Here is a 23,962-nt window from a genome sequence, read left to right on the forward strand (position 1 = left end):
TACTTGCCTCCATAAAGGCGCAGGTGAAAGAGGTGGCACCCTGACGTTGCGATCCGGCCGCCGCCGGGGCGCGGCGGCGGGCGGCGGCGGCCGGGTGCCGATTCTTCCCCTTCGGCCGGGCATCGATTTTCGGCCATACCGGCAGGGCATCTCAACAGCCCCGCGTCGCTTGGCCGGACGCCCGCGCCGGGTCGCTCGCGAGCACGGTTCGTGCCGTACCCCTTGACAGCGGCCCCGGGGGATTACAGCCTATGGCAACGTTGTCAGATGGCAACGTTGTCAGGCGGCCCGAGCGGACCGGGCCGTCGTGCCAACCCGTCACCGGGTGCCCGGATTGGACCATTTGCGTATGTCGACTCACGCGTCACACCCCTCCCGCCGGTCGGTCGTCACCACCGGCACCACACTGCTCGCGAGCCTGGGTATCGGCGTTGCGCTCCCCGGCACCGCCCGTGCCGCCGAGCAGGCCGTGACGGGCGGCGGCACCGCCGGCGACCTGGCGGCGCACCGCCCGGTCGCGGTGTCGTCCACCGACTACGCCCCGACGCCGGGCGAGTTCGCGGTGGACCGCCTGAACGCCGTCGGCGTGCGCGGCAGCGGCTGGCGCGCGGCGGCCGGCGACCCCCAGTGGATCTCGGTCGACCTGGAGGGCGACTGCGAGATCACCGCCATCCGCCTGACCTTCGAGGCCACGGCCGGCGACCCGCCCTTCGTCCCGTCCAACAGCGGCAACCCCCGCGACAGCACCACCGGCCAGGAGATCCTGTCCAGTTGCGCCGTGGACTTCGTCGTCGAGACCTCCCGTGACCACCGCACCTGGACGGCGGTCCACCGGACGGACTCCGGCACCGGCGGCGTTGTCGACATCGCCCTCGCCCGGGCCGTGACCGCCCGCTGGGTGCGGCTGACCGTGCACAAGCGCTCCAACGCCAACCCCCTCGGCCTCAACGGCTTCGAGGTGCACGGCCGGGCCCGCGGCCACCGCCCGGAGGCCACCGGCTGGACCGACTGGGGCGTGCACGACCACAAGGCGCCCGAACTGGAGGCCGCCGCCGACGGGACCGTGCCGCTGGAGTCCGGCTGGACGCTCACCATGGACGACTGGGCCGGCGCCGAGGGTGCCGACCTCTCCCGCGCCGACGTCGACACCAGCCGCTGGCTGCCCGCCACCGTGCCCGGCACGGTGCTGGGCTCGCTGGTCGAGCAGGGCAAGCTGCCCGACCCGGTCACCGGCTTCAACAACCTGCACGTCCCCGAGGCGCTGTCCCGGCACGCCTGGTGGTACCGGCGCGAGTTCCGCCTGCCGCGGTCGCTGCGCACGGGCGCCGGCCGGCACATCTGGCTGGAGTTCGACGGCATCAACCACAAGGCGGACATCTGGCTCAACGGCGCCTCGGTGGCGAGCATGGAGTTCCCCTTCGCCCGGTCCGCCACCGACATCACCGCCCACCTGGCGGCCGGCGGCGAGCAGGCGCTGGCCGTGCGCATCACCCCGATGCCCCTCCCCGGCAGCCCCGGCGACAAGGGCGAGGCGGGCCTGGCCTTCGTGGACGCCGGCGCCACAATGATGAACCGCAACTCGCCGACGTACCTGGCCTCCTCGGGCTGGGACTGGATGCCGGCCGTGCGCGACCGGGCCGCGGGCATCTGGAACCACGTCCGCCTGCGCTCCACCGGCCACGCCGTCCTCGGCGACCCCCGGGTCGACACCGTCCTGCCCGACCTGCCGGACACCCGGACCGCCGAGCTGACGATCACCGTCCCGGTGCGCAACGCCGACACCACCGACCGGAGCGTCACCGTCAGCGCCTCGCTCTGCGGTGTGCGGGTGTCCCGGACCGTCACGGTGCCCGCCGGCAAGAGCACCGACGTCGTGTTCACCCCCGCCACCGACGCCCGGCTGCGGCTGCGCGACCCGGAGCTGTGGTGGCCCAACGGCTACGGCAGCCCCGCACTGCACGACCTGACGCTGGTGGCGACGGTCGGCGGCGCGGAGAGCGACCGCCGCAGCACCCGCTTCGGCATACGTCAGTTCGGCTACGACTACGACATCCCGCTGCGCTTCACGTCCGGCAGCGACTCCTACACGCAGTCCGTCGACCTCGGCCGCCGCAAGGCCCGCCACGTGCGGGTGCGGTGCCTGACCCGCGCGACCGGCTGGGGTTCGTCGCTGTGGGCCCTGTCCGTCGTCGACAGCTCCGTCCCCGACACCGACCTCGCGCTGCACAAGGACGCCCACGCCTCCTCCGTGGACAACACCGCCAACGCGGCCTCGAACGTCACCGACGGCGACGCCGGCACCCGCTGGTCCTCGTCGTTCGAGGACGACCAGTGGATCCAGGTGGACCTGGGCTCCTCCGTCTCCTTCGACCGGGTCGACCTGACGTGGGAGCAGGCCTACGCCAAGACCTTCGTGGTCCAGCTCTCCGACGACGGCGACACCTGGACCGACGCGAAGTCCGTCGACAACGGCGCGGTGCCGCTGCCGTTCCAGAGCGGCGCGGCCAGCCTCCAGAACGTCGACTTCGAGGCCCGCACCGCGCGTTACGTGCGCCTCCAGTGCGGTGCGCGCGCGACCAGCTGGGGCAACTCGCTGTGGACGCTCTCCGTGGTCGACAGCTCGGCGCCCGGCACCGATCTGGCCTTCCGCAGGACGACCACCGCCTCCACCGAGGACTCCTCGAACCCCGCCTCCAACGCCACCGACGGCGTCCCCGGCACCCGCTGGGCCTCGGCCTACGAGGACAACCAGTGGATCCAGGTGGACCTGGGCTCCTCCGTCTCCTTCGACCGGGTCACCGCCGTATGGGAGACGGCCTACCCGAAGACCTACACCGTCCAGGTCTCCGACGACGGCGACAACTGGACCGACGTGACGTCCGTGGACAACACCCCGGACCCGCTGAAGATCAGCGTGAACGGCGTCCGCGTCTTCTGCCGCGGCGGCAACTGGGGCTGGGACGAACTGCTGCGCCGTATGCCCGCCGAGCGCATGGACGCGGCGCTGCGCATGCACCGCGACATGAACTTCACGATGATCCGCAACTGGGTCGCCAGCAGCAACCGCGAGGAGTTCTACGCCGGTTGCGACGAGTTCGGCCTGCTGGTCTGGAACGACTTCCCCAACGCCTGGGGCATGGACCCGCCGAACCACGAGGCGTTCAACTCCCTCGCCCGTGACACGGTGCTGCGCTACCGCATCCACCCCAGTGTCGTCGTCTGGTGCGGCGCCAACGAGGGCAACCCGCCTGCGGCGATCGACGACGGCATGCGCGACGCCGTGCACGACGAGGCGCCCGGCATCCTCTACCAGAACAACTCCGCGGGCGGCATCGTCACCGGCGGCGGCCCCTACGGCTGGGTCGACCCGAACCGCTACTTCTCGGCGTCCACGTACGGCAGCGGCAACTTCGGCTTCCACACCGAGATCGGCATGCCCGTGGTGTCGACCGCCGAGAGCATGCGCAACCTCGTCGGCTCCGAGCCCGAGTGGCCGGCCGGCGGCGCCTGGTACTACCACGACTGGAGCACCCGGGGGAACCAGGCCCCGCAGAACTACCAGGCCGCCATCGAGGCCCGCCTCGACACGGCCCGCGACCTCGACGACTTCACGCGCAAGGCGCAGTTCGTCAACTACGAGAACACCCGCGCGATGTTCGAGGCGTGGAACGCCAACCTCTGGGACGACGCCACCGGCCTGCTGCTGTGGATGTCGCACCCGGCGTGGCACAGCACGGTGTGGCAGACCTACGACTACGACTTCGACGTCAACGGCACCTACTACGGCGCCCGTTCCGCCTGTGAGGCGATCCACGTCCAGGCCGTCCCCGGCTCTTGGCAGGTCGTCGCGGTCAACCACACCCCGCGCGCGCTGAAGGGCGTCACGGTCACGGCGCAGCTCCTCGACCTCGAGGGCCGCCGGCTCGGGAAGACCCTGCGCACGACCCTCGACGTCGCCTCCTCGGGCACGACCGAGGCGTTCACCGCCGGGTGGGAGGACGGCCTGCCGGACTTCCACCTGCTGCGGCTGCGGATGGAGCGCGGCGGCACCGTGCTGTCGGAGAACACCTACTGGCGCTACCGCGAGCCGTCCGCCATGCGGGCGCTCAACTCCGCGCACAGCACCCGGGTCACCGCCACGGTCGGCAAGGTCACCCGGTCCGGCGAGCGCCGCGGGACGACCGCCACGGTCACCAACCGGGGCGGATCGGTGGCGGCCATGGTGCGGTTGTCGCTCCTGGACTCCGGCAGCGGCGAACGCGTACTGCCGACCCTGTACGGCGACAACTACCTGTGGCTGCTGCCCGGCGAGTCGCGCACCCTCACCCTGTCCTGGCCGGAGCACGCCCTGCCCTCGGGCCGGCCGGCCCTGCGGGTGGACGGGTACAACGTGCCGCGGACGACGGTGCGGGCCGGGGACTGACCGCCCGGCGCGGGCGGGGCCTCGGCCCCGCCCGCGGAGGGTGGTACTGGCGTTCCCAGGCACAGGGAGGCCAGCAAGAACGCGATGCTCCGGGCCGCTCGTGCTGTTGAACTGGACATCGAGCGGCCCGGAGCGGCCACCCCGCCACCACGAGACCAAGGAGCGCTGCACCCATGTTCGCCACCATCGCACCGAAGGACCGGGCCGGATCGGCCGCGCACGGGGACCGATGGCTGGTGGGCTTCCGCTTCAGCACGCCGCACGGTGCCGCGGGCTGCCACTACTACGTCGTCGGCGGTGACGCGGCCGACGCCCAGGACGCCGTGGACATCGCGGCGGGCCGCGCCACGGCGGAGTACGAGTGCGCGGCGCGCGCGAACGCCGCGATCGACGCCGTCGAGGTGCACCGTCTGCGCTGGAATCCGCTGGGGTGGATGTATCTCGACAGCGCAGGCAGCCCCGACCGCCCCGACCGCCCCGACAGCCCGTGCGAGCCCCGTTCGGGGGCACCCGCCGTCTGATGGCCCCCGGGCGACGCCGATCCGCCCGTTCGGTGCTGCCGCCGGACCGGCATACATGTCCAGCCGCCCAGGGAAGGATTCAGATTTGGCGTCGGGGGGCGGGGCGGGAGTTCCGTCAGCAGGGGGGTAACGGTGGCGAAGCGCGGACATGCCTACGACGAGCGCGTCGACCGGCAGTACGAGGCCTGCGCCGCAGTCCTGCGCAGCATGGGATTCCCCGTTCACGGCATGCCGGACCGCGCGGCCCTCGACGCGCTTGTGCAGCCCGAGGTCAGGGCCTGGCTCGTCCGACGAGCCGGAGCCGGATGCCGGGACGATCTGGTCATGACTCCGAGCGTCCGCAGTCTGGGTGGATGGCGGCGGTTTCTCGCCTTGATCGACGCGGTCGAGTGGGCCGGGATCAGCGACAAGGTTCCCCTGGGCCCCTACCGGTACCCGTACGATCCACCGCCGCCTCAGCCCTCCCCGCGGCAGCGGATCGCCGACTGGGCCTCCAGGGCGACGGGCCGGCCCGCTGTCCACTCCGTCGCCGTCGAGGCCGAGCGGGCGCACCTTGCCGCCCGGCACGACGACGGCCAGGAAGCCGACTGGCTGATCGGCTTCGTCCTGGACGATTCCGATGGGCCCGAACCAGCCGGGAGAGGACTGAAGTACCGCGGCATAGGCGCGGAATGGCAGCTGAAGGACCTTCAGAAGGAAGACGCCGAGACGCATCGACCGGCCGGACGCCACATCGGCTCCATCACCGTCCCCCAGTACCTCGTCTGGCAGGGCACGCGCCGTCGTGCCGGGCGGCTCCCGGCGGACCGGCAGGGCGCCAAGCCGTTCCTCGGTGACCGCGGCACCATGATCCCGGTGCCGTGGGCGACGTGCTTCCCCTACTACCCGCAAGGCAGCCACGAGGAGCCGAACCCGGTCCTCGGTGAACGGAACCGGACCGACTACTACCACATCGTCGGCCGTCACCTTCCCGACGGCACCGTCGGCGTGTACCCCGCAGACCACGAGGCCCACTCGTCACATGGCGTTCGGCGGGTACTGAGGGTTTCCCCGGTCCACTGAGCCCGAAAAGGGACCCCTGGCTAGGATGGGCCGGAGGGATCTGGTGGTATGCGAACGTACGACGGAATGACCGCCGGGGAACGCACCGCGGCGCGGCGCCGGCGCCTGATGGACGCCGGGCTGGAGCTGTTCCACACCCAGGGGTACCCCGGCACGTCCATCCGCGCCGTGCTGCGACGCAGCGGACTGCAGGACCGCTATTTCGGCGAGAGCTTCCCCTCCCTCGACGCCCTGATGGCCGCCGTCCTGGCCGAGATCCAGGACGAGGAGGCCGCGCGGTGCCGTACCGCCGTCACCGGCCCCGGAACACGCGGGGAGCGGGCCCGCGGCATGCTGCGGGTGCTGGCCGCGGGCGTGGCCGACGACCCCGGCAAGGGACGGGTCAAGCTCGTCGAGTCCCTCGCGGCCGGTCCGCTGGCCGCGAACGAGCGGCGACGGGGGATGCGGAATCTGGCCCGCCTGGTGGAGGACATGCTCCTGGAGGACCCGCCGGCCCCCGGAACGCACACCGGCGTCATGGCCCTGGCGATCGTGGGCGGCGTCCAGCAGATCCTCCTGAACTGGGCCGACGGCACGCTCCCGCTGTCCCGCGAGGACGTCGTGGAGCAGGGACTGCGCCTGTTCGAAGCCGTGGCCGCGTTCGACGGCGGCCCGTCGGCGCGACGATAACGGCGGGCCCGGTTCCGGGCCGGCTGCTACGCTGGCCCGCGAACGACCGGGAAGAAGATCCAGCAGACCAAGGGAGTCCGCACGTGGCGGGTGACGACGACATCTCCGGGTGATACCGGGTGTCCTCGGCCATGGGCAGGCGCGCAGAAGGCGCGGCCGCCGTGGCCGCTTCGTCGTTCCTTCCCCCTTCCTTTTCCGCAGGGCCGCTCCGGCGTGCCCGCGGCGTTCTCCCGAGGGCTCACCCATGTCCGACGCGTACATCGTCTGTTCCCACCTGTCCTTCTCCTGGCCTGACGACACCCCTGTCTTCGAGGGCCTGTCCTTCACCGTCGGCTCCGGCCGCACGGGCCTGGTCGCGCCGAACGGCGCCGGCAAGAGCACGCTCCTCAAACTGATCGCGGGGGAGCTGCGGCCCCGCGGCGGCTCCGTCACCGTGGACGGGACGCTCGGCTACCTCCCGCAGTCCCTGCCCCTGACCGGCGACCTGACCGTGGCCGAGGTCCTCGGCGTCGCCGACGTGATCCGCGCGATCGACGCCATCGAGTCCGGGGACGCGGGCGAGGAGCACTTCACCACCATCGGCGACGACTGGGACATCGAGGACCGCAGCCGCGCCGAACTCGACCGGCTCGGCCTCGGGGACGTCGCCCTCGACCGGCGCCTGCGCACCCTCAGCGGCGGGCAGGCCGTCACGCTGGGCCTGGCGGCGCAGTTGCTCAGGCGTCCCGACGTCCTGCTGCTGGACGAACCCACCAACAACCTCGACCTGGACGCCCGCCGCACCCTGCACACCGTCCTCGACGAGTGGCGGGGCTGCCTGCTGCTGGTCAGCCACGACCGCGAGCTGCTCGACCGGGTCGACCGGGTGGCCGAACTCGACCGGGGGGAGATCCGCTTCCACGGCGGCAACCACACGCAGTACGAGGAGGCCGTGCGCGCCGAGCAGCAGGCGGCCGAGCGGAACATCCGCAGCGCTGAGCAGGAACTCAAGCGGGAGAAGCGGGAGTTGCAGCAGGCTCGGGAACGGGCCGCCCGCCGGGCCGGCGCCGCCGCCCGTTCCCTCGACAGCGCGGGACTGCCGAAGATCTTCGCCGGGACGCTCAAGCGGCGCGCCCAGGAGTCCGCGGGCAAAGCGAACGAGACCCACACCGCCCGGGTCAGCGAGGCCAAGGCCCGGCTGGACGAGGCGGGCCGCGCCCTGCGCGACGACACGAGGATCGCGCTGGAACTGCCCGACACCCGTGTCCCGGCCGGGCGCACGCTGTTCACCGGGGAGCGGATGCGGGTCAGCCACGGCGGGCGGGAGATCTTCGCCGGCGAGGGCGCCGACCTGACGATCCGGGGCCCGGAACGGATCGCGCTGACCGGCCCCAACGGCGCCGGGAAGTCGACGCTGCTGCGCCTGGTCGGCGGCGAGCTCGGCGCCGCGGACGGCGCGCGGGTCAGGCACGCCGACGGCCGTGTCGCGTACCTGTCGCAACGCCTCGATCTGCTGGACCCCGACCGCACGGTCGCCGAGAGCCTGGCGGACGCCGCGCCCGCGATGCCCGAGGCGGACCGGATGAACCTGCTGGCGCGCTTCCTCTTCCGCGGCACGCGCGCCCACCTGCCGGTACGGGTGCTGTCCGGGGGCGAACGGCTGCGCGCCACCCTGGCCTGCGTCCTGTGCGCGGAACCCGCCCCTCATCTGCTGCTGCTGGACGAGCCCACCAACAATCTCGACCTCGTCAGCGTGGGCCAGTTGGAGAGCGCCCTGAACGCCTACGAAGGTGCCTTCGTCGTGGTCAGCCACGACGTGCGGTTCCTCGCCGCGATCGGCGCGGACCGCTGGCTGCGCCTGGCGGACGGGCAGTTGACGGAGACCGGGCCCGTGCGGCCGTAGCCCGCGCGCACGCCCCGCTTCCTGCTCCTGCCCACTGCCCTTCCCGGCCGTGGCACCGCCGTGTCACGGCCGGGGCCGGGCGCCCCCTTCTTCCTCCCGGTGGTCCGCATGCCCGAACACGCCCTGTCCGCCCACGACCTCGTCCGCGTCCTGGGGACGCGGCGCGTCCTCGACGGTGTCTCCCTGACCGCCCCGCCGGGCCGCCGGATCGGCCTCATCGGCGAGAACGGCTCCGGCAAGTCGACCTTGCTCAGGCTGCTGGCCGGGGTGGAGGAACCCGACGCCGGCACGGTCGTCCGCCCGCCCGGTCTCGGCTTCCTGTGGCAGGAACTGCCCTTCGCCGCGACGGCCACCGTCGCCGACGTGCTCGACGACGCGCTGCGCGAGGCCCGCGAGGACCTGGCCGAACTCGACCGTCTCACCCGTGCCCTGGCCGGTACCGCCGCGGGCGATCCCGCCCACGGCGCCCTGCTGGACGCGTACGCCGTGCGGCTGGAGGCCGCCCAGGACCGCGAGAGCTGGGACGCCGACCGGCGTGCGTGGATCGTCCTCGCCGGACTCGGCCTCGGCGACGTCCCGCGGGACCTGCCCCTCGCCCGTCTGTCCGGGGGCGGCCGCGGCCGGCTGGCCCTGGCCGCGCTGCTGGTCAGGAGGCCCCCGGCGCTGCTGCTCGACGAGCCGACCAACCACCTGGACGACGCCGCGGCCGCCTTCCTGGAGGAGCAACTGCGCGCGCTGCCGGGGGCGGTGGTGCTGGCCAGTCACGACCGGGCCTTCCTCGACGCCGTCTGCACCGACCTGATCGACCTCGACCCCGCCCCCGGAGGCCCCACCCGTTTCGGCGGCACTTACAGCGCCTACCTGGCCCACCGGAACGCCGAACGGGAGCGTTGGCAGCGCCGGTTCACCGAACAGGAGACCGAGATCGCCGCCCTGCGCGGCCAGGTCGCCGTGACCGCGCACCAGGTCGCCCACGACCACGTCAAACGCGACAACGAGAAGATGGGATACGGCCACCGCGCGGGCCGCGTGCAGAACCAGGTCTCCCGGCGCGTCCGCGACGCCGCCCGCCGCCTGGAACGGCTGGAGCGCGACCGGACCGGCCCCCCGCCGGAGCCGCTGCGGCTGCGCACCGGCGGCCTCGCCGCGGCCGCCTCCGCCGACGGACCGCTGGTCGTGCTGCGCGACCTCCATGTGCCCGGCCGCCTCCGCCTCGCCCGACTCGACGTCCCGGCACAGGACCGTCTGCTGGTCACCGGTGCCAACGGCGCGGGCAAGTCGACCCTGCTGGCCGTTCTCGCGGGCCGACTGGCCGCCGGCTCCGGCACCGTCCGGCGACGTGGCGGCCTGCGTGTCGGGCTGCTCACCCAGGACACGGCCTTCGCGCAGCCGGACCGTACCGCCGCGGAGACCTACGACGCGGCTCTGGGCCACGAGCGTGCCGCGGCCGTGCCCCTGCTCTCGCTCGGCCTGCTCGCCGAGGCCGAACTCGGCAAGCCGGTCGCCCACCTCTCGGTCGGTCAGCGGCGCCGCCTGGCACTGGCGCTGCTCGTCGCCGACCCGCCGGAACTCCTCCTGCTGGACGAGCCCACCAACCACCTCTCGCCCCGGCTGTGCGACGAGTTGGAGGAGGCACTCGGCGCGGGCCCCGGCGCCGTCGTCGTCGCCACCCACGACCGCCGCCTGCGCTCCCGCTGGCCGGGCCGCGAACTGCGGCTGTGCGGCGCCTCGTGACCGGCCGGGCGGGCCTCAGCCGGCCCGCGTCCCCTGCGGCGGCGCGGGCTGCCAGGCGCGGGTGGGGACGACCAGCGGTCCGCCCGTGACGGGGTCGGGCACGACGACGGAGGCGAGGCCGAAGACGTCCTGGACCAGTTCGGCGGTGACGATGGACTCCGGCGGGCCCTGGGCGACGATGCGGCCGGCCTTCATGGCGACCAGGTGGTCGGCGTAGCGGGCGGCCTGGTTGAGGTCGTGGAGCACGGCGACGACGGTCCGGCCGCGCTCGTGGTTGAGACGGCGGACCAGGTCGAGCACCTCGACCTGGTGGGCGATGTCCAGATAGGTCGTGGGCTCGTCGAGCAGCAGCAGGTCGGTGTCCTGGGCCAGGGCCATGGCGATCCACACCCGCTGCCGCTGGCCGCCGGAGAGCTCGTCCACCGGCCGGTCGGCGAGGTCGGCGGTGTCCGTGCGCTCCAGGGCGTCGGCGACGGCCCGCTCGTCGGCCTCCGACCACTGCTGCCACCACCGCTGGTGCGGCTGGCGGCCGCGGGCGACGAGATCGGCGACCGTGATGCCGTCCGGCGGGGTGGGGGACTGCGGCAGCACCCCGATGGTCCGTGCGACCTGCCGGCCGGGGACGCGGGCGAGTTCGGTGCCGTCGAGCAGCACCGTGCCGCGGCGCGGCTTGAGGAGCCGGCCCAGGGCCCGCAACAGGGTCGACTTGCCGCAGGCGTTGGGCCCGACGACGACCGTGACCCGGCCGTCCGGGATCTCCAGGTCCAGGCCCTCGACGACGGTGCGGTCCTCGTACGCCAGGGTGAGGTCCCGCGCCGAGAGGCGGCTGGTGGGCGTACGGCTCATGACGAGGTGCCTCCGGAACGGCTGCGGGTGCGGACGATGAGCCACATCAGGTAAGGGGCGCCCACCGCGGCGGTGAGCACGCCGACCGGCAGCTCGATCGGGGAGAACAGGCGGCGGGCCAGCAGGTCCGCGACCACGACGACCAGCGCGCCGGCCAACGCCGAGGACAGCAGCGGGATCTGGGCCGTGCGCGTCAGCCGGCGGGCGATCTGCGGGGCGAGCAGCGCGACGAAGTCGACCGGTCCCGCAGCCCCCGTCGCCACCGACGCCAGGACGACACCGAGGGCGGTCAGACCGAGGCGGACCCGGTCCAGGCGCACGCCGAGCGCGGTCGCGGTGTCGTCGTCGAAGGACGCGCCGCGCTGGGCCCGCGCCGCCCACAGCGCCGCGGGGACGCCGATCAGCAGGACGAGCCCGAGCGGCCCGGCCTCCTCGTAGCCGCGGCCGTTGAGCGAGCCGGTCAACCACACCTTGGCCTGCTGGGCCACCAGGTAGTCGCCCTTGGTGAGGAACAGCTGCGTCAGCGAGCCGAGCGCGACCGACACCCCGATGCCCACCAGCACGAACCGCGAGGAGTGCAGACCGCGCCGCCAGGCGAAGACGTAGACGATCAGCGCCGCCGACAGGCCGCCCGCGACGGAGACGTACGGCAGCACGTCGTACGCGACGGCGTTGAAACTCATGGCGGCGACGGTGGCCGCGCCCGCGCCGTGCGTGACGCCGATGACGTCGGGGCTGGCCAGGGGGTTGCGGGCGACGGTCTGCACCAGCGCTCCCGCCACACCGAACGCGGCCCCGGCCAGCAGCCCGACGACCAGCCGGGGCAGGCGCAAGGTGCCCACCACCAGTTCGTCGGGGCTGGGCCGCCCGAGCAGGACGCGGACGACCTGCGCGGGGGAGACGAAGGCCTCGCCCACGCACAGGTACGCCACCACCGCGCAGGCCAGCAGCACGGCGAGCACCGACGCGACGGCGACCGCGCGGCGGTGCACGAGGAAGCTGGCGCGTCCGCCGCGGACGACGGCGTGCCCGGCCGGGCGGACGGAGGAGCGGGCCGAAGTGCCGGTCGCCCGAGGGGCGTCGAGAGTCATGCCGCGACCACCGCCCTGCGCCGCACGAGCGCGATCAGGAACGGCACGCCGATCAGGGCGGTCATGACGGCCACCGGCACCTCCGAGGGCGGGAAGACGATGCGGCCGATCACGTCGGAGCCGAGGATCATCACCGGTCCGAGCAGCGCGGCCAGCGGCAGCACCCAGCGGTGCGCGGTGCCGACCAGGGCGCGGGCGATGTGCGGAACGGCGAGACCGGTGAAGGCGATCGGGCCGACCGCGGCCACCGCCGCGCCCGTCAGCACCGTCGCCCCCAGCGCGCCGAGCACGCGCAGCAGGCCCACGTTGTGGCCGAGGCCCTTGGCGGCGTCGTCGCCGAGCGCGAGGGCGTCCAGACCGCGGGCCATGGCCGCCACCAGCACCACGCCGGCCAGCAGGAACGGCCAGATCTGGCCGATGATCTCGTTGCCGCGCCCGCTGATGGAGCCGACCTGCCAGAAGCGGAACTCGTCCAGGGCCCGGGCGTTCGTCGTGACGATCCCGGAGACGAGGGAGGCGAGGAAGGCGTTCATCGCGGCCCCGGCGAGGGCGAGTTTGACCGGTGAGGCGCCACCGCGCCCCCCGCTGGCGACGGCGTACACCCCCACCGCCGCCAGCGCGGCGCCCGTGAACGCGAACCACACATAGCCGTTCAGGGTGTGCACGCCGCAGAAGGCGATCGCGCACACCACACCCACCGACGCGCCCTGGCTGACACCCAGGATGCCCGGCTCGGCGATCGGGTTGCGGGTGATGCCCTGCATGACCGTCCCGGCGAGGGCGAGCGCGGCGCCCGCCAGGACCCCGATGACCGTGCGGGGCAGCCGCAACGACCGCACCACCTGGGCGTCGTTGCTCGTGCCGCCGTGCAGCAGGGCCTGGACCACCTCGCCCGGGGCGATCTGGCGGCTGCCCACGGCGAGGCTCAGCAGGACGGCGGTCAGCAGCATCAGCACGCCGGCCAGCAGCCAGGCGGCACGGCGGCGGGTGGGTGGCGACATGCGCCGCGCTCACTCTCTCTTCGTCGGACCGGCAGACCGTCAGGCCGTCAGGTGCGTCTGGAGGTCGTCCAGCACCGCGTTGGCGGCGGTCACGCCGAGCCCCAGGTACCAGGTCTCGTCGGGCACGTCGAAGGCGTGGCCGTCCTTGACCGCCTTGAGGTTCTTCCACAGCGGGTTGCCCTGGGCCTTGGTCTTGTCGGTGGCCTTCGGGTCGCCGTAGACACCGGTGAAGATCCAGTCGGCGTCCGCCTGGTCGATGTTCTCGGCGCTGATCTCGGCCGCCAGGTCCTCGATGTCCTGGTTCTTCGGGCGCGGGATGCCGACGTCCTTGAGGATCGTGCCGATGAAGGAGTCGTTCGCGTACAGCCGGATCTTGCCCTCGGGCATGTAGCGGACCATCGAGACGGTCGGCTTGTGCGCGCCGAGCCGGGCGCCGAGGTCCTTGGCGCGCTTCTCGTACGCGGCGAGGTTCGCCTGCGCCTGCGCGGTCTTGTCGAGCGCGGCGGCGTTGAGGAGGTAGTTCTGCTTCCAGGTGAAGCCCGGGCGGATCGAGAAGACGGTCGGCGCGATCTTCGACAGTTCGTCGTACGAGGCGGCGGCGCGCAGCTGGCTGCCCAGGATCAGGTCCGGCTTGAGCGCGGCGATGGCCTCCAGGTTGAGGCTGTTGATGGTGCCGATGTTCTTCGGCGTGCCCGCGTCCTTCTTCAGGTACGACGGCAGCTCCGGCGACCCCTCCGTGGGGGCCAGGCCGACCGGCTTGATCCCGAGGGAGACAACGTTATCGAGCTCGCCCACGTCGAGCACGACCACGCGCTTGGGCTGCGCGGTGAGCTCGGTGCTGCCCATCGCGTGCTTGATCGTGCGCGGCCACTGGCCGGGCTTGGCGTCGGTGCCGAGCGCGGCGGTCTTCTCGGCGGCGTCCGCGAAGTCCTGACCGCCCTGCGCGACCGACTTCGAGTCCTTCGACCCCGAACCGGCCGTCGCGGACGCGGCGGCGCTGCCCTCCTTCCCGTTCGAGGAGGAATCGCTGCCGCAGGCCGCGAGGGACAGCGCGGCGGCGACGGCCAGGGCGACTGCGGCGGTACCGCGGTGCCGAAGAGACATGTGGAGGCTCCTGTAGCTGTGGTGCGCCTGTGAATCATTAGGCGAGCCTTACCTTATGTCGAACCCTCGCCCAGGAGACAAGCGGGGGTCCCGGAAGGCGCCGTGCGCCCGGAACGGCGGGCGGCCACGCATGAATCCCGCCGTGCCGGTGAGGCGAGAAGAAGCGGGTGCCGGGCCGTGGTCCCCCGTCGTGACCCGGCGCCCGCGCGGTCCGCCGCGGCGGTCCTCGTCCCGGATTCCGGTCGGGTAGGCCCGGGAGTGCGGGGTACACGGCCAAGTCTGCGGTGTGGAGGACCTTGTCGAGCGTGCCGTACATCGGTGCGCAGCACCGCGGGCTCGAGGGTGGCGCCGTCGGGCCGTGCTCCTCCCGTGGTGACCCGGCCCCGCGCCGTCGCCCGATCAGCCGGTGCGGTCGGCCGCCGCGGGGCTCGTCCCCGTCTCCGGGCGGGCGGGCCCGGGAGTGCGGGGCACCGGCAGCAGCAGGGCCAGGGACGCGATCAGCGCGGCGGTGAGACCGGCGGCGTTGAGGGCCTTGTCGAGCGGGCCGTACATGTGCAGGTGCGTCAGGTGGAAGACGATGTGCAGCACGTTGAACACCAGCCAGGCGGTGGCGGTGGTGCGGACCGTCCCGTCGTCGCGCGCGCGGGCGAGGGCGAGCAGGGTGATCGCGGTCAGCGCGACGAACATGGCGCCCATGTCCACGGTCAGGTGCTGGTTGTACGGCCCGAGGGGCGGCAGCCAATGGCGCCCGAACCCGGGGAAGTTCGCGTACCACTGCCGCGGGGCGGCACAGGCCCAGATCCCGGTGTACCCGCCGACGAAGGCGAGCAGCGCCAGCAGGGCACGGCGCAACGTGAGCGTCATGGGGGTCTCTCCGTTCGTCGAAGCCGCGGGCCGCCCCGGTCAGGAGGGGCACACGGGCGGCAGCTTGTCCGGGGCGCGGACGACGTCGACGCGGACGACGCCTCTCTCGGCGACCGTGAACGACACGACCGTGGTGAGCCGTTCGCCGTCGAAGACCCCGATCCCCAGCGCCCCGTTGACGACGATGACCCCGATCCGCTCGTGCGGCTGCGTCTTCGCCGCCACACCCTGCAGGAACCGGGCCACCCGGTCCGCCCCGTGCACCGGGCGCAGCGCCGCCGACACCTGGCCGCCGCCGTCGGTGGTCAGGACGACGTCCGGGTCGAGGGCCCGGAGCAGGCCGCCGAGGTCGCCCCCGACGGCCGCGTCCAGGAACCGTGTCACCACGGCCGCGTGCTCGGCGGCCCCCACCTCCGCGCGGGGCGCCCGCTCGCCGACGTGCCGGCGGGCGCGGACGGCCAGTTGGCGCACCGCGGCCGGGGTCCGGCCCACGGTCCGCGCGACCTCCGTGAACGGCATGCCGAACACGTCGTGCAGCACCCAGGCCGTCCGTTCCGCCGGGCTCAGCGACTCCAGCACGACCATCAGCGCGTAGCTGATGGTGTCGTCGAGGGTGACCCGGTCGGCCGGGTCACCCTCGAACGGCCCTGCCTCGACCAGGGGTTCGGGCAGCCACGGCCCGAGGTACAGCTCGCGCCGGACCCGCGCGGAACGCAGCACGTCCAGCGCAACCCGGGCCACCGCCACGGTCGACCAGGCCTCCACGTCCTTCACGCGGGTGCGGGCGTCGGCCGCGACCAGCCGCAGCCAGCAGTCGGAGACCGCGTCCTCGGCCTCGGCCCGGCTGCCGAGCACCGCGTACGCGACCCGCACCAGCCGCGGCCGGGCCGCGTTGTACGCCACCGACAGCTCCGCCGCGCGGCTGTTCACCGGCCCTCCGCCCCCGCGTCGGGTGTGGTCAGCCACTCCGCGAAGGTCTGCCGGCCCCGCGGGCCGTCCGCCGCCGGCAGCAGCCCCCCTGCGGTGAGCGCCCGGCCCGTGGCCCCCAGCCGGACGGGGACGAGGAGCCGGCGGTCCCCGCGGGCCCTGGCCAGCCGGCGCACCATGTCGTCCATCTCCAGCACCTCCGGTCCCGCGAGGTCGGGCGCCAGGCCCGCGGGGGCGGCGCCGGCCAGCGTCACGAGCGCGTCGGCGACCTCGCGCGCGGCGATCGGCTGACTGCGCATCCGCGGCGCCACCACCGGGCCCCGGCGCGCCAGCATCTGGGCGGCGAACTCGTGGAACTGTGTGGCCCGCAGGACCGTGTGCGGCGCGGCCGCGGACAGGACCAGTTCCTCCTGGCGGCGCTTGCCCATGTAGTAGCCGAGCCCGACCCGGTCGCAGCCGACGATCGACAGCGCGATGTGGTGGGTGACCCCGGCGCGGGCGCCCGCGGTCAGCAGACGGGTCGTGGCGGCGTCGAAGAAGGCCACCGACCTCCGCTTGCCGGTGGTCACCACGTTGCTGACGTCGATCACCGTCGTGCAGCCGTCCAGCGCCTCGTCCAGACCCGCCCCCGTGGTGAGGTCCACGCCCGTCGACCGTGCCAGCACCACGGGTACGTCCCCCGCCGCCCGGACGGCCTCCACGACCTTCCGGCCGACCCAGCCGGTCCCGCCTGCCACCGCGATGCGCATGTCCTCGCCCTTCCCGTGTCACCCCTGATCGGGGTCCGCGGCATCCGGCCGCGGAAGGTCCCACACGGGTACGACGGGACAGCCGCACCGGAATGTGACATCGGCGGCGGCCGACCGGCCGGGCCGCGCTGTCGGTCGCGGCGGATACGGTGCGGACCCTGAGCACCGCAGAGGGGGAGGCCTCATGGGGAAGACCACGGACGACACCGGCACCGGGCCGGACACCCCGCTCCTGGTGGACCTGCCGGTGCAGGCCGCATGGGTGGCGCGGGCCCTGCGCGGTGACGGCTACCGCGCCGACTTCACGCCGGCGAGCCTCATCGAGGTCGAGCGGTTCATGACCGCGAACAGCGACCGGGGCAGCGCCGTCGCGGGCAGCCCGCTCGCGGAGCGCCTTGGAGCGGTTCTCTTCGCCGTGGGGGCCTACGTCGGCGAGACCGTCCGCCGCGCCGCCGGAGGCACGTGGGAGGCCGACGACGACGATCCGCGGGGCGAGGTGAACGTCGCGCTCCGGTTGCCGGACGGCTCGGTCGTGCGGCCGGTCCGGCGGGTCGTGAAGCGCTTCGTCAACGGTCCCGAGGACAGCCTCGTCGCGTACGCGGAGGGGCTCGGACTCCGTCTCCCGGCATCCGGGCCCCGCCCACGGTGGTGGTCGCGGATCAGCCGGCGGCCGTGACCTCGGGCTTGCGCACGCGGAACGCGAACTGCCCGCAGAAGGTGAGCTTGCGCAGGTTCACCAGGGCGGTGCGGCGCTTCGTCTTCTTCGCCCAGGTGTCGATCTCCGAGTTGAGCGGAGACGCCTCGTCCCAGTACCGCGCGTACTCCGGCGGCCGGCCGTGGTACGTCCGCATGATCAGCGCGACGCCGTCCAGCGACGGCCGGATCTCCTCCAGCGTGAGCCCGGCCTCCTCGACCAGTACGCGGAAGCCGTACGGCGTGTAGTTCCACAGGCTGAAGGAGTGGTACGGCTCGAACTGCGAGGTGCTGCCGATGAACACGCCGCCCGGCTCCATCACCCGGCCGATCTCCGCGAGCAGTTCGCGCGGGTGCGAGACGTGCTCGAAGACCTGGTGCGAGTAGACCAGCGGGATCGTGCCCGAGCGGAACGGGAGCCGGATGCCGTCGTAGTAGACGATCGGGTCCCGTCCCGCCGCGCGCTGCTGCGCCTCGGGCGAGCCGCTGATGTCGACGCCCACCCACCGCACCTTCGGGGCATGCTTCCGGAACAGCCCGGCGGAGGTGCCCCGGCCGCAGCCGAGATCCACGACCCGGTCGGGTGCGCCCTTGGCGGTCATGGCCTCGTCGAGGTAATACCGCGAGGTCACCTGCCGTGCGTGATCGTTGGGAATGCAGTCGTTCATGAGTTCCCAGAGGGTGGCCATGGGCCGATGCTACGGAGGACGAGGGTCCGGGCGCAGCTACTCGACCCCACTGAGTGTCGCCGGAGCGCGGGAGGCCGAGAACAGCAGTTCGGCGGTGTCCCGGGCGAACAGTTCCGCCGCCGCGGCACCGCGGACGCGGGGGCCGCGGCCGCCCGGATCGGTGACCCGGTCCAGGGTGTCGACGAGCGACCAGGGGTCGGGTGCCCAGCGGGTCAGCCCGAGCGCGGCCATCCGCCGCACCCCCGCCTTGCCGTGGCCCGGGATGGGCCGGTGGCCGATCACCGGCAGCCCCATCGCCAGGGCCTCCAGCGCCGTCTGCCCGGCCGCGTTGTCCACCAGCGCGTCCGCCGCGGTCATCAGGCCCGGGACGTCGTCCTCCCAGCCGAGGGCGACGGTGCCCGTGACCCGTGCGAGGCGGGCCCGAAGCCGGGCGTTGCCTCCGCACATCACCACGGGCAGGTACCCGGCCCCCGCCAGCAGCCGGGCGGTGCCGGCCAGATGCGTGCCCGCGCCCCAGGCGCCCGCCGACAGCAGCACGACCGGCCGCCCGGGCGCGCGGGACGCGAAGGAACGCCGCCACCGCTCCGCACCGGCGGCGGGGGCAAGGAAACGGGACGCCACCAGGGGGCCGGTCGCGGCGGCGGGCCGTCCGGCGGCCTTCCGCACGGTGCGCGCCGCGTCCTCGGTCAGGCAGCAGTACAGGTCGTTGCCGGGGTGCAGCCACTGCCGGTGGACGTCGAAGTCCGTCACGACCACGGCGCTGGGCACGCGCAGCGAACCCTTCGCCCGCATCGCGCCGGTGAGCTGCGCCGCGAGGTGGAAGACGGGGACGACGAGGTCCGGCCGCTCGCGCCCGACCACCTCCGCCAGGCGCCCCTCCGCGAGGGCCGCCAGCCCGCCCGGGCCGGGCAGCTGCCCCGCGCCGGACCGCAGGAAGGCGGTGTGGATCCCCGCGTAGAGCAGCGGCAGGTGCAGGATCGAGGCGCGGTAGAAGGAGCGCAGGGCCGCGCCGGTGTGCGCGGGCAGCAGGTCGAGGACGTCGGTGCGGACCGTGTGCGCGCCGCGGTCCGTGAGCCGCGCGCCGAGCTCGCGGGCGACCGCGTCGTGGCCCGCGCCCATGGACGCGCTGATCACGAGGACCCGGGGGCGCGCGGGGTCCTCATGGGGTCGGTGCGGCACGTCGGCACCGGTCACCGGATCACCTCCGCGGAACTGCGGATTTCGTCGATGTATCGGAGTATCCGATGTGCCGCCGCGGCAAACACCGCTCCGGCGGTGAAGCTCGCAGAGCCGGGGTGGCGTTCGGGCGCTTTACTGAGACCGGAGGGACACGTTCCGGGGAAGCGGAGCGCCCTCTGCCCCGCGTCCGCGGCAGCGACAGAAAGCGACGCCCATGACCACTCACCCGTCCAAAGCGATCAGCGCCGAACGCGCTCTGTCCGGCAGGCCGGTACCGCCCGGCGCGCCGGCCCCCGTCGCGCTGGTGACCGGGGCGTCGTCGGGCATCGGTTGTGCCGCCGCGGCAAACACCGCTCCGGCGGTGAAGCTCGCAGAGCCGGGGTGGCGTTCGGGCGCTTTACTGAGACCGGAGGGACACGTTCCGGGGAAGCGGAGCGCCCTCTGCCCCGCGTCCGCGGCAGCGACAGAAAGCGACGCCCATGACCACTCACCCGTCCAAAGCGATCAGCGCCGAACGCGCTCTGTCCGGCAGGCCGGTACCGCCCGGCGCGCCGGCCCCCGTCGCGCTGGTGACCGGGGCGTCGTCGGGCATCGGTGCCGCCGTCGCCGACCGCCTCGCGGCCGACGGATGGCGCCTGCTGGTCAGCGGCCGCGACCGGGAGCGGCTCGGTGCCGTCGCGGAACGCACCGCGGCCACCGCCCTGCGGGCCGACCTGGAGGACCCCGGGAGCCCCGAGCGGCTGGTGCGCGACGCCCTGCTCACCACCGGCCACATGGACCTCCTCGTGGTTGGCGCCGGCATCGGCTGGGCCGGGCCGTTCGTGTCGATGCCGCAGAACGCGGTCGAGCGGGTCTTCCACGTGGACGTGCTCGCCGCCATGGAACTCGTGCGGCGCGCGCTGCCCGGCATGCTGGCGCGGCACAGCGGGCACATCGTGATGATCGGCTCCTTCGCCGGCACCGTCGGCGTGCGCGAGGAGGCGGTCTACTCGGCGGCGAAGTCGGCCCTCGGCACGTTCGCGGAGTCGCTGCGGTACGAACTCGCGGGCAGCGGCGTACGGGTCACGCACGTGATCCCGGGCGTGGTGGACACGCCCTTCTTCGCCCACCGGGGCGTGGCCTACAAGCGGTCCCGGCCGCGTCCGGTGCCCGCCGAGCGCGTCGCGGCCGCGGTGAGCGACGCGGTCCGCCGGGGCCGCGCCGAGGTGTACGTGCCCGGCTGGCTGCGCGTGCCGGTGATGGTGCGCGGTCTGCTGCCCGGGGTCTACCGCCGGATGGCCGGCAGGTACGGATGAGACGGTGGACGCGCACGTCCTGACGATCGTGCTGGCCCTGCTGGCGGCCTGCGCGAACGGCGCGGCCTCGGTGCTCCAGCGCAAGGCCAACCTGCAGCAGGACGAGCAGCGGCGGGACCGCGCGCCCGGCCGCGGTGTCCGGGGGCGGGGCAGGACCGGGATCGTGCGGTCCGTGCTGCGGCTGGTCGGACGCCCCCTGTGGGTGGCCGGGATGGCCGCGCTCGCCCTGTCCGGTGTGCTCCAGGCGACCGCGCTCGCGGTGGGCCGGCTCTCCGTCGTCCAGCCGCTGATGGCGACCGAGCTGCTGTTCACCCTGATGGCGGGCAGCATCGTCTTCTCCCACCGCCCGGACGGCCGTACCTGGCTCTGGTTCCTCGCGCTGGCCGCCGGGCTCGCCGTCTTCCTGGCCGCCGCGGCGCCCTCGGAGGGGCAGCCCACGGCCCTGGCGGGAGCCTGGCTGCGGGCCGGCCCGCCGCTGGCCGTGCTGGCGGCCGTCCTGTGGCTCGCCGGGCGCGCGCTGCGCGGTGCGGCGGCCCGGGCGGGCGTACTCGGCTGCGCCACGGCGACCGGCTTCGCCTGCACCGCGGCGCTGATCAAGGACGTCACCGGACGCATTCCCGACGGCCTCGGCGCGCCGGTCACCGCCTGGCAGCTGTACGCCGCCGCCGCGGTCGGCCTGCTCAGCCTGGTCATGCTCCAGGCCACCCTGCGGGCGGGCACCCTCGCCGCCTCGCAGCCCGCCCTCACGCTCGGGGACGCGCTGCTGAGCGTCGCCCTGGGGTGGGTGCTGTTCGGGGAGCGGATCGCGCTGGGCGCCCATCTCGTCCCGGAGATCGTGGGGGCCGCGCTCATCGCGGCCGGGGTGGTCGGCCTGTCCCGCTCGCCCGCGCTCGGCGGCGGCTGGGACACGCCCGAGCGCGAGCGCACGCAGGCCCCGGTGCGGACGGCGCGCCGTGACTAGCGCGGCGGGCGGCCGGGCCGGCGCGGCCGCGCTGCTGCTGGCGGCCACGCACATCGTCCCGGCCGCGACCTGGCTGCCCGGTCTGCGCCGCCGGGCCTTCCCGGCGCTCGCCGGCCTCGGCCGCGCAGACCACGTCGCCCTCACCTTCGACGACGGCCCCGACCCGCGCTCCACACCGCGGTTCCTCGACGCGCTCGACGAACTGTCGGTCCGGGCCACCTTCTTCGTCCTCGGCGCGAGCGTGCTGCGGCATCCCGCGGTCGCCCGCGAGACCGTGCGCCGCGGCCACGAACTCGCCGTCCACGGCTGGACGCACACCCGCCCCTGGCTGCCCGCCCCGGGGCGGGACCGCGCCGCGCTGCTGCGCTCCGCGGCGGCGGTCCGCGACACCACCGGCAGCGTGCCGCGCTGGTACCGGCCCCCGTACGGCATCCTCACCGGAGGCCGGCTCGCCGCCGCCGCGCCGGCGGGCCTGACCCCGGTGCTGTGGACGGCGTGGGGCCGCGACTGGACGGCCGGGGCCACCGCGGACTCCGTGCTGCGGACGGTGCGTTCGGGCCTCGGCCCCGGCGGCACCGTGCTCCTCCACGACTCCGACCGCGCCTCGGCCCCCGGCAGCTGGCGGGCCGCGCTCGCCGCGCTGCCGGAACTCGTCGCCGGGTGCCGTGCGGCGGGTCTGACGGTCGGTCCGCTCGCGGAGCACGGGGTGCGCGGCACGTCCTGCCGATGACGGCGGGTGACCGCGGGTGCGCGGTGCTTGCCGCTGCTGCGTGGGTGGGCCTGAACCCGGTGCTGCGGGCGGTACTCGGACCGTGCGGCGGGTGGCGCTCGCAGCCCTGCCGGGGCTGGTCGCCGGGTGTCGTGCGGCGGGTCTGACGGTCGGTCCGCTCGCGGAGCACGGGGTGCGCGGCACGCCCTGCCGATGACGGCGGGTGACCGCGGGTGCGCGGTGCGCGACCGGTGTGCGCCGGGATCCGAGGGAGGGCCAAAGCCCGTGAAACGGCAGGTCATCAGGGTTCCGGCGGGGGTGGGCCGGAGCCGGGTTGCGAGCCGCCGCCCCCTGTAGGACCGTGAGTTCGCAGTGGTACGACTGCCGCCCGAGGGGGCCGTCACACCTGTCGCGCCCCCTCGCGAACGCACCACCGGCGGCGGGACCCGTCGCCGACCTTCGCACCCGACTGCTACCGCACCAGGCAGCGGCCAGGAAGGCAGAACGCCATGCCACTCCTCCGCACCCTCGCGTTCACGGCCGCCGCCACCGGTCTCACCACCGCGATGGCACTCGCGCCCACGCAGGCATCCGCCGCCGGCCCGCGGAACACCCCCGGCGCGGCGACGTACGCCACCGTCCTCGTCAACTGCTTCGGCCAGCCACGGGTCATCCCGGGCGACGTCCTGCTCGCCTGCGGCGACGGCAACGACCGCCTCGGAGGGCTCTACTGGACGAGCTGGGACCGCGACTCGGCCGTCGGCTCGGGGTACGAGGAGGTCAACGACTGCGATCCGTACTGCGCCGCCGGCACCTTCCACACGTTCGCGGTCAGGGTACGGCTCTCCGGCAACGTGGCCTGGCCCGGCGATCCGCATCTGCGGCGCTACACGACGCTGACGATCACCTATCTCAACCGGAAGCCGTGGTGGCCGCACTCCTCGACCTACGAGCTGTGGGACGGCCCGCTCACCCGCTGACCCGGCCGGGACCGGTCGGCGGGTCAACGGGCCGCCGGGGCAGCGGTGTTGGGCGGCGCGGTCTACGTGGCGCGGCCGCGGGCGTAGTGGCGGCGGGCCTTCATGCGGTTGCCGCAGGCGGCCATGGAGCACCAGCGCGCCTGGTTCGCGCGGCTGCGGTCGACCAGGAACAGCCGGCACTCCGGGTTGGCGCACGCCCGCAGGCGCCCGGGGGCGGTGTGGCGCAGTTCGTCCCAGGCCAGGACGCTGTGCACCGCGAGGCGGGCGTCGTCAGGGACGACGAGCTCCCAGTCGAGGGCGCCGGTGCCGAACACGGGCACCTGGTGCACGCCGCGCAGCACCTCGGCGAGGACCTGGGCGGTGCTCCCGCCGCGCACGACCTCGTCGAGCAGGTACCGGGCCCGTCGCACCGCGGCGAGCTCCGCCGGGGTCCCCGTGCCGCCGCGGTCGCGGAGCCAGGCCGTACCGGCGTCGTCCCCCGCCAGGGCGTCCTGCTGCTCGCCGTGCACGACCGGCCGGCTGTTGAGGAGGGCGAGCAGGAACTCGCTGTCGGCCATTCCGGTCTCCCTTCCGTCCCCGCAGT

21 protein-coding genes are annotated in these 23,962 nt (G+C 74.1%); 11 read left to right on the forward strand and 10 right to left on the reverse strand.

Going from position 1 to position 23,962, the window contains the following annotated elements:
- Nucleotides 1-349: 349 nt before the first annotated feature.
- From ABZ883_RS21680 to ABZ883_RS21705, 6 genes are all read left to right on the forward strand, one after another.
- Nucleotides 350-4,423, forward strand: a complete 4,074-nt coding sequence (locus ABZ883_RS21680) for a discoidin domain-containing protein (RefSeq protein WP_360908357.1) — start codon at nt 350-352, stop codon at nt 4,421-4,423.
- Nucleotides 4,424-4,596: 173 nt separating this feature from the next.
- Nucleotides 4,597-4,944, forward strand: a complete 348-nt coding sequence (locus ABZ883_RS21685) for a hypothetical protein (protein WP_360908359.1) — start codon at nt 4,597-4,599, stop codon at nt 4,942-4,944.
- Nucleotides 4,945-5,076: 132 nt separating this feature from the next.
- Nucleotides 5,077-6,006 (forward strand): hypothetical protein, encoded by a 930-nt coding sequence (locus ABZ883_RS21690; protein WP_360908361.1) that lies wholly within the window; start codon nt 5,077-5,079, stop codon nt 6,004-6,006.
- A gap of 48 nt (nt 6,007-6,054) precedes the next feature.
- Nucleotides 6,055-6,675: a TetR/AcrR family transcriptional regulator gene (locus ABZ883_RS21695; RefSeq protein ID WP_360908363.1), complete on the forward strand. Its 621-nt coding sequence runs from the start codon at nt 6,055-6,057 to the stop codon at nt 6,673-6,675.
- A gap of 244 nt (nt 6,676-6,919) precedes the next feature.
- Nucleotides 6,920-8,557: an ABC-F family ATP-binding cassette domain-containing protein gene (locus ABZ883_RS21700; protein ID WP_360908365.1), complete on the forward strand. Its 1,638-nt coding sequence runs from the start codon at nt 6,920-6,922 to the stop codon at nt 8,555-8,557.
- A 108-nt stretch (nt 8,558-8,665) separates the two neighbouring features.
- Nucleotides 8,666-10,291, forward strand: a complete 1,626-nt coding sequence (locus ABZ883_RS21705; protein ID WP_360908366.1) for an ABC-F family ATP-binding cassette domain-containing protein — start codon at nt 8,666-8,668, stop codon at nt 10,289-10,291.
- A 15-nt stretch (nt 10,292-10,306) separates the two neighbouring features.
- Here the strand turns inward: ABZ883_RS21705 and ABZ883_RS21710 are convergent, their stop codons facing one another.
- The 7 genes from ABZ883_RS21710 to ABZ883_RS21740 form a co-directional block, all read right to left on the reverse strand.
- Nucleotides 10,307-11,137, reverse strand: a complete 831-nt coding sequence (locus tag ABZ883_RS21710) for an ABC transporter ATP-binding protein (protein ID WP_360908368.1) — start codon at nt 11,135-11,137, stop codon at nt 10,307-10,309.
- Nucleotides 11,134-12,228 (reverse strand): iron chelate uptake ABC transporter family permease subunit, encoded by a 1,095-nt coding sequence (locus ABZ883_RS21715; RefSeq protein ID WP_360908370.1) that lies wholly within the window; start codon nt 12,226-12,228, stop codon nt 11,134-11,136. Before ABZ883_RS21715 ends, ABZ883_RS21710 begins: the two co-directional genes overlap by 4 nt.
- A complete protein-coding gene (locus tag ABZ883_RS21720; protein ID WP_360908372.1) occupies nt 12,225-13,229 on the reverse strand; it encodes an iron ABC transporter permease in 1,005 nt (334 codons plus the stop codon). The genes ABZ883_RS21715 and ABZ883_RS21720 overlap by 4 nt, the downstream gene beginning before the upstream one ends.
- 39 nt (nt 13,230-13,268) lie before the next feature.
- Nucleotides 13,269-14,333 carry an iron-siderophore ABC transporter substrate-binding protein gene (locus tag ABZ883_RS21725; protein ID WP_360908374.1) on the reverse strand — a complete coding sequence of 355 codons (1,065 nt, stop codon included), beginning with the start codon at nt 14,331-14,333 and terminating at the stop codon, nt 13,269-13,271.
- A 399-nt stretch (nt 14,334-14,732) separates the two neighbouring features.
- Nucleotides 14,733-15,197, reverse strand: coding sequence for a hypothetical protein (locus tag ABZ883_RS21730; RefSeq protein ID WP_360908376.1), 465 nt, complete (start codon nt 15,195-15,197; stop codon nt 14,733-14,735).
- Nucleotides 15,198-15,236: 39 nt separating this feature from the next.
- A complete protein-coding gene (gene sigJ, locus ABZ883_RS21735) occupies nt 15,237-16,127 on the reverse strand; it encodes an RNA polymerase sigma factor SigJ (protein ID WP_360908378.1) in 891 nt (296 codons plus the stop codon).
- Nucleotides 16,124-16,873, reverse strand: a complete 750-nt coding sequence (locus ABZ883_RS21740) for an SDR family oxidoreductase (RefSeq protein ID WP_360908380.1) — start codon at nt 16,871-16,873, stop codon at nt 16,124-16,126. Before ABZ883_RS21740 ends, sigJ begins: the two co-directional genes overlap by 4 nt.
- 184 nt (nt 16,874-17,057) lie before the next feature.
- Between ABZ883_RS21740 and ABZ883_RS21745 the strand changes: the two genes are divergently transcribed.
- Nucleotides 17,058-17,549, forward strand: a complete 492-nt coding sequence (locus ABZ883_RS21745) for a hypothetical protein (protein WP_360908382.1) — start codon at nt 17,058-17,060, stop codon at nt 17,547-17,549.
- Here the strand turns inward: ABZ883_RS21745 and ABZ883_RS21750 are convergent.
- Nucleotides 17,533-18,255, reverse strand: coding sequence for a methyltransferase domain-containing protein (locus tag ABZ883_RS21750; RefSeq protein ID WP_360908384.1), 723 nt, complete (start codon nt 18,253-18,255; stop codon nt 17,533-17,535). The genes ABZ883_RS21745 and ABZ883_RS21750 overlap by 17 nt on opposite strands.
- Before the next feature lie 36 nt (nt 18,256-18,291).
- Complete coding sequence (locus tag ABZ883_RS21755; protein ID WP_360908386.1) at nt 18,292-19,449, reverse strand: galactosyldiacylglycerol synthase; 1,158 nt, start codon at nt 19,447-19,449, stop codon at nt 18,292-18,294.
- A 464-nt stretch (nt 19,450-19,913) separates the two neighbouring features.
- On the opposite strand from ABZ883_RS21755, the gene ABZ883_RS21760 reads away from it, so the two are divergent.
- From ABZ883_RS21760 to ABZ883_RS21775, 4 genes are all read left to right on the forward strand, one after another.
- Nucleotides 19,914-20,729: an SDR family NAD(P)-dependent oxidoreductase gene (locus tag ABZ883_RS21760; RefSeq protein ID WP_360908388.1), complete on the forward strand. Its 816-nt coding sequence runs from the start codon at nt 19,914-19,916 to the stop codon at nt 20,727-20,729.
- Between the two features lie 4 nt (nt 20,730-20,733).
- On the forward strand, nt 20,734-21,690 hold the full coding sequence (locus ABZ883_RS21765) for a DMT family transporter (RefSeq protein ID WP_360908390.1): 957 nt from the start codon (nt 20,734-20,736) through the stop codon (nt 21,688-21,690).
- Nucleotides 21,683-22,420 (forward strand): polysaccharide deacetylase family protein, encoded by a 738-nt coding sequence (locus tag ABZ883_RS21770; RefSeq protein WP_360908392.1) that lies wholly within the window; start codon nt 21,683-21,685, stop codon nt 22,418-22,420. Before ABZ883_RS21765 ends, ABZ883_RS21770 begins: the two co-directional genes overlap by 8 nt.
- 488 nt (nt 22,421-22,908) lie before the next feature.
- Nucleotides 22,909-23,379 (forward strand): hypothetical protein, encoded by a 471-nt coding sequence (locus tag ABZ883_RS21775; protein ID WP_360908395.1) that lies wholly within the window; start codon nt 22,909-22,911, stop codon nt 23,377-23,379.
- A 62-nt stretch (nt 23,380-23,441) separates the two neighbouring features.
- Here ABZ883_RS21775 and ABZ883_RS21780 read toward each other — a convergent pair whose 3' ends face one another.
- Entirely contained in the window at nt 23,442-23,936 is a 495-nt protein-coding gene (locus ABZ883_RS21780; protein WP_360908398.1) for a CGNR zinc finger domain-containing protein, read from the reverse strand.
- Between the last annotated feature and the right edge of the window lie 26 nt (nt 23,937-23,962).

The organism is Streptomyces sp. NPDC046977, from assembly GCF_040644455.1.
Taxonomy (GTDB): domain Bacteria; phylum Actinomycetota; class Actinomycetes; order Streptomycetales; family Streptomycetaceae; genus Actinacidiphila.